The 8,054-nt window shown below is 65.3% G+C and carries 6 protein-coding genes; 1 reads left to right on the top strand and 5 read right to left on the bottom strand.

All coding sequences use genetic code 11. From position 1 onward, the window contains the following. A partial coding sequence (locus AC07XP_RS23830) for a PQQ-dependent sugar dehydrogenase (RefSeq protein ID WP_495266062.1) occupies positions 1 to 197 on the bottom strand: 197 nt, incomplete at its 3' end. Positions 198 to 504: 307 nt separating this feature from the next. Here AC07XP_RS23830 and AC07XP_RS23825 point away from each other — a divergent pair. Then, positions 505 to 1,080, top strand: coding sequence for a C40 family peptidase (locus AC07XP_RS23825; protein WP_062480809.1), 576 nt, complete (start codon positions 505 to 507; stop codon positions 1,078 to 1,080). A 97-nt stretch (positions 1,081 to 1,177) separates the two neighbouring features. Here AC07XP_RS23825 and lpdA read toward each other — a convergent pair whose 3' ends face one another. From lpdA to aceE, 4 genes are read right to left on the bottom strand one after another with little or no spacing between them, the layout of a single operon-like run. After that, complete coding sequence (lpdA, locus tag AC07XP_RS23820; protein WP_495266061.1) at positions 1,178 to 3,004, bottom strand: dihydrolipoyl dehydrogenase; 1,827 nt, start codon at positions 3,002 to 3,004, stop codon at positions 1,178 to 1,180. Beyond that, positions 3,001 to 3,594 carry an Ntn hydrolase family protein gene (locus AC07XP_RS23815; protein ID WP_095745669.1) on the bottom strand — a complete coding sequence of 198 codons (594 nt, stop codon included), beginning with the start codon at positions 3,592 to 3,594 and terminating at the stop codon, positions 3,001 to 3,003. Before AC07XP_RS23815 ends, lpdA begins: the two co-directional genes overlap by 4 nt. Next, positions 3,591 to 5,246, bottom strand: coding sequence for a dihydrolipoyllysine-residue acetyltransferase (aceF, locus tag AC07XP_RS23810; RefSeq protein WP_495266060.1), 1,656 nt, complete (start codon positions 5,244 to 5,246; stop codon positions 3,591 to 3,593). The genes AC07XP_RS23815 and aceF overlap by 4 nt, the downstream gene beginning before the upstream one ends. Positions 5,247 to 5,295: 49 nt before the next feature. Then, the gene (gene aceE, locus AC07XP_RS23805; protein ID WP_369646694.1) at positions 5,296 to 8,025 is read right to left on the bottom strand and encodes a pyruvate dehydrogenase (acetyl-transferring), homodimeric type; all 2,730 of its coding nucleotides are present in this window, start codon (positions 8,023 to 8,025) and stop codon (positions 5,296 to 5,298) included. Positions 8,026 to 8,054 lie beyond the last annotated feature (29 nt).

Raw genomic sequence — 8,054 nt, 5'->3', positions numbered from 1 at the left:
CATCCAGGGCCCGCCGCGATGGGCGGCAGGCCCTGGATGGGCGCGCCCAGCTTGCCGTCGGCCGCCACCAGCCGCAGGCGGCCGGGCTTCTCGGTGACCACGAAACGGCCCTCCGGCAGGAAGGCGACGCCCCAGGGGTTTTCAAGACCGGAAGCGACGGTTTCGGTGCGCACCTGCGCCATGGCCGCGCCAGCCATGCCACAACCCGCGAGCACCAAGAGGCTTCCCAGGGAGCGAAGAAAGGAGCGATTTCGCAAGTTCATGAAGATTTCCTGAATTTGAGGCCATCTTGACAACAAATGGAATGCACATATCGACTTTTAAGACTTCGAAGTCATATCAGCCGAGGTGTTTACATTCGAATCCTTATGCCGCATAAACGTTCACCGTTACATTTTTTCTTCCGCCGGATCGAAAAAACACATGTAAATCAATGGTTTACGCACGCATTCAACAATTCAGATTAAATTGACATAACTGCGCGTCATCAATATCCTACGCGCCATGCGTTTTTTCGTCCTACCCGTATCCCTCCTGTTCGCCGTGGCCGTCCACGCCGCCCCCCCTCAACAGGATCGATCGGATGAGATGGACCGAATCCTTGCCGAACGCGGCCTGGTCGGCCAGTTCCATCAGGTTCGCCAGACCGTCGCAGAGCGCACGTCCGACCTCGTCGTGACCGCCATCGGTTTCCTCGGCGTTCCTTACCGCCGTGGCGGCAACACCGCCGAATCCGGTTTCGACTGCAGCGGCTTCGTCCGCGCCATGTACAACCAGACGGTGGGCCACGTGCTCCCGCGCCGCGCCGAAGAACAGGCCGCCGCCACCGAGAAGATCGACCGCAGCCAGCTCAAGCCCGGCGACCTCGTGTTCTTCAACACCATGCGCCGCACCTTCAGCCATGTTGGCATCTACGTCGGCGAAGGCAAGTTCATCCACTCCCCCCGCTCCGGCGCCCAGGTCCGTGTCGAAGACATGAACGGCAGCTACTGGCAGCGCCGCTTCGACGGCGCCCGCCGCGTGCTCAGCGGCCAGGGCGACGAGGTCAAGGCGGCGGCCATGGGCACCGCCAGCGACTGATTCGATTTCCCCGAATCCCGGACGAAAAAAATCCCGCCGCGGCGGGATTTTTTGTGGGCGCTCGATCGGCGCCATAGGGCGCCGTAGCGCCTATCGATCAGGCCGCCTTCTTCGCCGGCGGCAGGTCGGTACACGTACCGTGCGCCACTTCCGCCGCCATGCCGATGCTTTCGCCCAGCGTCGGGTGCGGATGGATGGTCTTGCCGATGTCGATCTCGTCCGCGCCCATCTCGATGGCCAGCGCGATCTCGCCGATCATGTCGCCGGCGTGCGTGCCGACGATGCCGCCACCCAGGATGCGGTGCGTCTCGGCGTCGAACAGCAGCTTGGTGAAGCCTTCGTCGCGGCCGTTGGCAATGGCGCGGCCCGAAGCCGTCCACGGGAAGTGGCCCTTCTTGACCTTGATGCCTTCGGCCTTGGCCTGGTCTTCCGTGAGACCGACCCATGCCACTTCGGGATCGGTGTAGGCCACGCTGGGGATCACGCGGGCGTTGAAGGCGGCGCTGGACAACTCCTTGTCACCCTTCTGCTCGCCGGCAATCACTTCGGCTGCCACGTGTGCCTCATGCACCGCCTTGTGCGCCAGCATGGGCTGGCCCACGATGTCGCCGATGGCGAAGATGTGCGGCACGTTGGTGCGCATCTGGATGTCGACCGGAATGAAGCCGCGGTCGCTCACCGTGACGCCGGCCTTCTCGGCGCCGATCTTCTTGCCGTTCGGGCTGCGGCCCACGGCCTGCAGCACGAGGTCGTACACCTGCGGTTCCTTCGGCGCGTTCTCGCCCTCGAAGGTGACCTTGATGCCTTCCTTCGTGGCTTCGGCGCCGACCGTCTTGGTCTTGAGCATGATGTTGTCGAAGCGCGGCGCGTTCATCTTCTGCCAGACCTTCACGAGGTCGCGGTCGGCGCCCTGCATGAGGCCGTCGAGCATTTCGACCACGTCGAGGCGCGCGCCCAGCGTCGAGTACACCGTGCCCATTTCGAGGCCGATGATGCCGCCGCCCAGCACCAGCATGCGCTTGGGGTCGGTGCCCATCTCGAGCGCGCCGGTCGAGTCGACCACGCGCGGGTCCTTCGGCATGAAGGGCAGGCTCACCGACTGCGAGCCGGCCGCGATGATCGCGTTGCGGAACTTGACGGTCTGCTTCTTGCCGGTGGTGTCCCAGCTCGTGCCGGAGGTCTCTTCGACTTCCAGGTGGTACGGGTCGATGAAGTTGCCCACGCCGCGCAGCACCGTCACCTTGCGCATCTTGGCCATGGCCGTGAGGCCGCCAGTGAGCTTGCCCACCACCTTGTTCTTGTGGCCGAGCAGCTTGGCGCGGTCGACCGTGGGCGCGGCGAAGCTCACGCCCAGGTCGGCGAAGTGCTTCACCTCGTCCATGACGGAAGCGACGTGCAGCAGCGCCTTCGAGGGAATGCAGCCGACGTTCAGGCACACGCCGCCGAGGGTGGCGTAGCGTTCGATCAGCACGACCTTCAGGCCGAGGTCGGCCGCGCGGAAGGCGGCTGAGTAGCCGCCGGGGCCGGCACCGAGTACGACCACGTCGCACTCGACATCGACCTTGCCGCCGTAGCTGGACACCACCACCGAAGCTGCCGCGGCGGGGGCCGGTGCAGCCGCCTTGGGCGCAGGCGCAGCAGCTGCCGGCGCGGGTGCCGCCGCAGCCGGCGCGGGCGCGGCGGCCCCGTCGACTTCGAGCGTCAGCACGACCGAGCCTTCCTTGACCTTGTCGCCCACCTTCACGGCCAGCGACTTCACCACGCCGGCGGCCGACGAGGGAATCTCCATCGAGGCCTTGTCCGATTCGACCGTGATGAGCGACTGCTCGGCCTTGACCGTGTCGCCGACGTTGACCAGCACCTCGATCACCGCGACTTCGTCGAAGTCGCCGATGTCCGGCACCTTGATGTGTTGTTCGCTCATTTGGACACTTTCAGTTTGAGTGTGAGAACGTCGGCCGGCAGGGCCGAATTGCGATCGAATTCGCAGGCGGCGGCGATGCCCGCCTCCGCCACGTCGCGCGCGTTGCGCGACTTGTTGTCATAGGCCGCGTGCATGGCGCCGAGCGCAAAGCTGCGTCCCGAGCCAATGGCCCAGTACTGCTTGAACTCGAACACCTCGCGGTAGCTGTAGATGCCGTAGATGCCGCTCGGGTTGGCCAGCAGCATGGTGAACTGGCTCGACTCGTAGGGCTCGTGCTCGTCTTCCTTGGTCTGCATGAAGAACGAGTCCTTCAGCACCGGATGCAGCTGCGTGAAGGTGTGGAACACCTCGTGCTTGCTGCCGAACTGCAGCGCCTCGCGCGGCTGGGCGGCCAGCGCATGCTGGAGCACCAGCTGGTGCGCAGCAGCGCCCGCCACCGCGAACAGGCTCTGGCCCGCGGCATCCTCGACGGTGAAGATCTTCTGGTTCGCTTCGGCGTTGTGCGACATGCGCGTGTCGCCGAAGGTCACCAGCGAGTCTGCCGCCATCGTGACCTGGCCGCCTTTGCGGACGGCCACTACGGTGGTCATAGCAGGATGCGACGGTAGTCCGCGAGCACTTGCCCCAGGTAGGCGTTGAAACGCGCAGCCAGGGCGCCGTCGATCACGCGGTGGTCGTACGACAGCGACAGCGGCAGCGTGAGACGCGGCACGAACTGCTTGCCGTCCCACACCGGCTTCATCTGGCCCTTGGAGAGGCCGAGGATGGCCACTTCGGGGGCGTTGATGATGGGCGTGAAGTGCGTGCCACCGATGCCGCCGAGCGAGCTGATCGAGAAGCAACCGCCCTGCATGTCGGCCGAGCCGAGCTTGCCGTCACGCGCCTTCTTGGCGAGTTCGCCCATCTCGGCGCTGATCTGCAGGATGCCCTTCTTGTCGGCATCTTTCAGCACCGGCACCACGAGCCCGTTGGGCGTGTCGGCCGCGAAGCCGATGTTGTAGTACTGCTTGTAGACGAGCTGGTCGCCGTCCAGGCTGGTGTTGAAGTCGGGGAATTTCTTCAGCGCCGCGACCACCGCCTTGATCACGAAGGCGAGCATCGTGACCTTGATGCCCGACTTCTCGTTCTCCTTGTTGGTGGAGACGCGGAAGGCCTCGAGCTCGGTGATGTCGGCTTCGTCGTTGTTGGTGACGTGCGGGATCATCACCCAGTTGCGGTGCAGGTTCGCGCCGCTGAGCTTCTTGATGCGCGACAGGTCCTTGCGCTCGACGGTGCCGAACTTCGTGAAGTCGACCTTCGGCCACGGGATGAGGCCCAGCGCCGCGCCGTCGCCACCACCACCGGCCGGCGCCTTGGCCGCCGAGGCCTTGGTGCTGGCCTGGCCGCTCATCACGGCCTTGGTGAAGTTCTGGACGTCTTCCTGCGTGATGCGGCCCTTGAGGCCGGAACCCTTGACCTCTTCGAGCGGCACGCCGAGTTCGCGTGCGAACTTGCGCACCGAGGGCGAGGCGTGCGGCAGGCTGCCGGTGGGCGCCGACGTCGGCTGGTGGGCCGGGGCGGCTGCAGCAGGTGCTGCGGCGGCCGGTGCAGGTGCGCTGGTGGTTGCGGCGGCGGGCGCAGCAGCCGCGGCCTGTGCCGGCGCGGGCGCCGGTGCGGCAGCTCCTGCGGCGCCTTCGAGCACCGCGATCAGGTCGCCGATGTTGACGGTGTCGCCGACCTTGACCTTGAGTTCCTTCAGCACGCCGGCAGCCGACGACGGGATTTCCATCGAGGCCTTGTCCGACTCCACCGTGATCAGCGACTGCTCGGCGGCGATGGTGTCACCCACCTTCACCAGCAGCTCGATGACCGCGACGTCCTTGAAGTCGCCGATGTCCGGCACCTTGACTTCGACCGGGCCAGAGGCAACCGGTGCGGCGGCGACGGGCGCGGGCGCTGCAACCGCCGGGGCGGGTGCCGCGGCAGCAGGCGCAGCGGCCGGCGCCGGGGCGGCGGCAGCCGCGCCCTCGGCCTCGACCACCAGCACCACCGAGCCTTCCTTGACCTTGTCGCCCACGGCGACCTTGATTTCCTTGACCACACCGGCCGTGGACGACGGGATTTCCATCGACGCCTTGTCCGATTCGACCGTGATGAGCGACTGTTCGGCCTTGACCGTGTCGCCCACCTTCACGAGCACCTCGATCACCGCGACTTCATCGAAATCGCCGATGTCCGGCACCTTCACTTCCACTGCTGCCATATCGTTGTCTCCCGCCGTCAGGCGCCGTTCGTTCGTTGGTTGTTGATGTTCAAGCGTAAAGCGGGTTGACCTTGTCGACATTGATGCCGTACTTCTTGATCGCTTCCACCACCTTGGCCACCGGCACGGTGCCATCTTCGCTCAGCGCCTTGAGCGCGGCCACGACGATGTAGTGACGATTGATCTCAAAGTGTTCGCGCAGCTTGGCGCGGAAGTCGCTGCGACCGAAACCGTCGGTGCCCAGCACCTTGTAGTTGCGGCCCTTCGGCACGAACGGACGGATCTGCTCGGCGTACGCCTTCATGTAATCGGTCGACGCAATCACCGGGCCGGTCGAAGCACCGAGCTGCTCGGCCACGAAGGGCACGCGCGGCGTCTGGTCGGGGTGCAGCAGGTTCCAGCGGTCGGCGTCCTGGCCGTCGCGGGTCAGTTCGTTGAAGCTCGGGCAGCTCCACACCGAAGCCGACACGCCCCACTCCTTCTCGAGCAGCTCTTGCGCGGCAAAGCTCTCGCGCAGGATGGTGCCGCTGCCCAGCAGTTGCACGGTCGGCGCTTCTTTCGCGCCCTTGGCGGCCTTGACGACCGGGCCCTGCTTGGACAGGTACATGCCCTTGATGATCTGCTCTTCGGTGCCGGGCTGCAGGCCGGGCATCGCGTAGTTCTCGTTGAGCAGCGTCAGGTAGTAATAGACGTTGTCCTGCTTCTCGACCATGCGCTTGAGGCCGTGGTGCAGGATCACGCCGACTTCGTGCGCGAAGGTCGGGTCGTAGCTCACGCAGTTCGGGATGGTGTTGGCCAGGATGTGGCTGTGACCGTCTTCGTGTTGCAGGCCTTCGCCGTTCAGCGTGGTGCGTCCCGAGGTGCCGCCCAGCAGGAAGCCGCGGGCCTGCATGTCGCCGGCCGCCCAGGCCAGGTCGCCGATGCGCTGGAAGCCGAACATCGAGTAGTACACGTAGAACGGCACCATGATGCGGTTGTTCGTGCTGTACGACGTGGCCGCCGCGATCCAGCTGGACATGCCGCCGGCTTCGTTGATGCCCTCTTGCAGGATCTGGCCGGCCTTGTCTTCCTTGTAGTACATGACCTGGTCTTTATCGACCGGGGTGTACTGCTGACCGTGCGGGTTGTAGATGCCGATCTGGCGGAACAGGCCTTCCATGCCGAAGGTGCGGGCTTCGTCCACCAGGATGGGCACGACGCGCGGGCCCAGGGCCTTGTCGCGCAGCAGCTGCGTGAGGAAGCGCACGTAGGCTTGCGTGGTCGAGATCTCGCGGCCTTCGGCCGTGGGCTCCATCACCGCCTTGAAGGTGTCGAGCGAGGGCACCGTGAAGCTCTCGTCGGCCTTCACGCGGCGATGCGGCAGGTAGCCTCCCAGGGCCTTGCGGCGCTCGTGCAGGTAGCGCATTTCCGGCGTGTCGTCGGCCGGCTTGTAGAACGGCAGCTCGGCGATCTGGCTGTCGGGAATCGGGATGTTGAAGCGGTCGCGGAAGGCCTTGATGTCCTCGTCGCCGAGCTTCTTGGTCTGGTGGACCGTGTTCTTGCCTTCGCCGATCTTGCCCATGCCGAAGCCCTTGACGGTCTTGACGAGCAGCACGGTGGGCTGGCGCTTGTGGTTCTGGGCGGCGTGGAAGGCGGCATACACCTTCTGCGAGTCGTGGCCGCCGCGCTGCAGGTTCCAGACCTCGTCGTCGGTCAGGTGCTCGACCATCTTCAGCGTGCGCGGGTCGCGGCCGAAGAAGTTCTTGCGCACGTAGGCGCCGTCGTTGGCCTTGAACGACTGGTAGTCGCCGTCGTTGCACTCCATCATGATCTTGCGCAGCGCGCCGTCATGGTCCTTCTCGAGCAGGGCGTCCCAGCCCTTGCCCCAGATGAGCTTGATGACGTTCCAGTTGGCGCCGCGGAACTCGCCTTCGAGCTCCTGGATGATCTTGCCATTGCCGCGCACCGGACCGTCCAGGCGCTGCAGGTTGCAGTTGATGACGAAGATCAGGTTGTCGAGGTTCTCGCGCGCGGCCAGGCCGATGGCGCCGAGCGATTCGACTTCGTCCATTTCGCCGTCGCCGCAGAACACCCAGACCTTGCGGTTCTCGGTGTTGGCGATGCCGCGGGCGTGCAGGTACTTCAGGAAGCGCGCCTGGTAGATCGCCATCAGCGGGCCCAGGCCCATCGACACCGTGGGGAACTGCCAGAACTCGGGCATCAGCTTCGGGTGCGGATAGCTCGACAGGCCCTTGCCGTCCACTTCCTGGCGGAAGTTGAGCAGCTGGTCTTCGGAGAGGCGGCCTTCGAGGTAGGCGCGGGCGTAGATGCCGGGCGACACGTGGCCCTGGATGTATAGCAGGTCGCCGCCGTGGTTTTCGCTCTCGGCGTGCCAGAAGTGGTTGAAACCGGCGCCGAACATGCTGGCCAGCGAGGCGAAGGAGCCGATGTGGCCGCCCAGGTCACCGCCTTCGGGCGGGTGGATGCGGTTGGCCTTGACCACCATGGCCATGGCGTTCCAGCGCATGTAGGCGCGCAGGCGCTGTTCGATCTCGAGGTTGCCGGGGCTGCGGGCTTCCACGCCCGGCTCGATGGTGTTCACGTAGCCGGTGTTGGCCGAGAACGGCATGTCGACGCTGTTCTGGCGCGCATGTTCGAGCAGTTGTTCGAGCAGGAAGTGCGCCCGCTCGGGCCCTTCGCTCTGGATGACGGAAGACAGTGCATCCATCCATTCACGCGTCTCCTGGGCGTCCGCATCGTTTGCGGCCGAGCCGAACAGGTTCTCGGGATTTGCCGACATGCTTGTCTCTCCTTTTAGGGCTGTGGCTG

It is taken from the genome of Variovorax sp. GW531-E2 (assembly GCF_059423125.1).
Note: the sequence above shows the minus strand (reverse complement) of the source record. Positions and strands in the feature narration are given on the sequence as shown.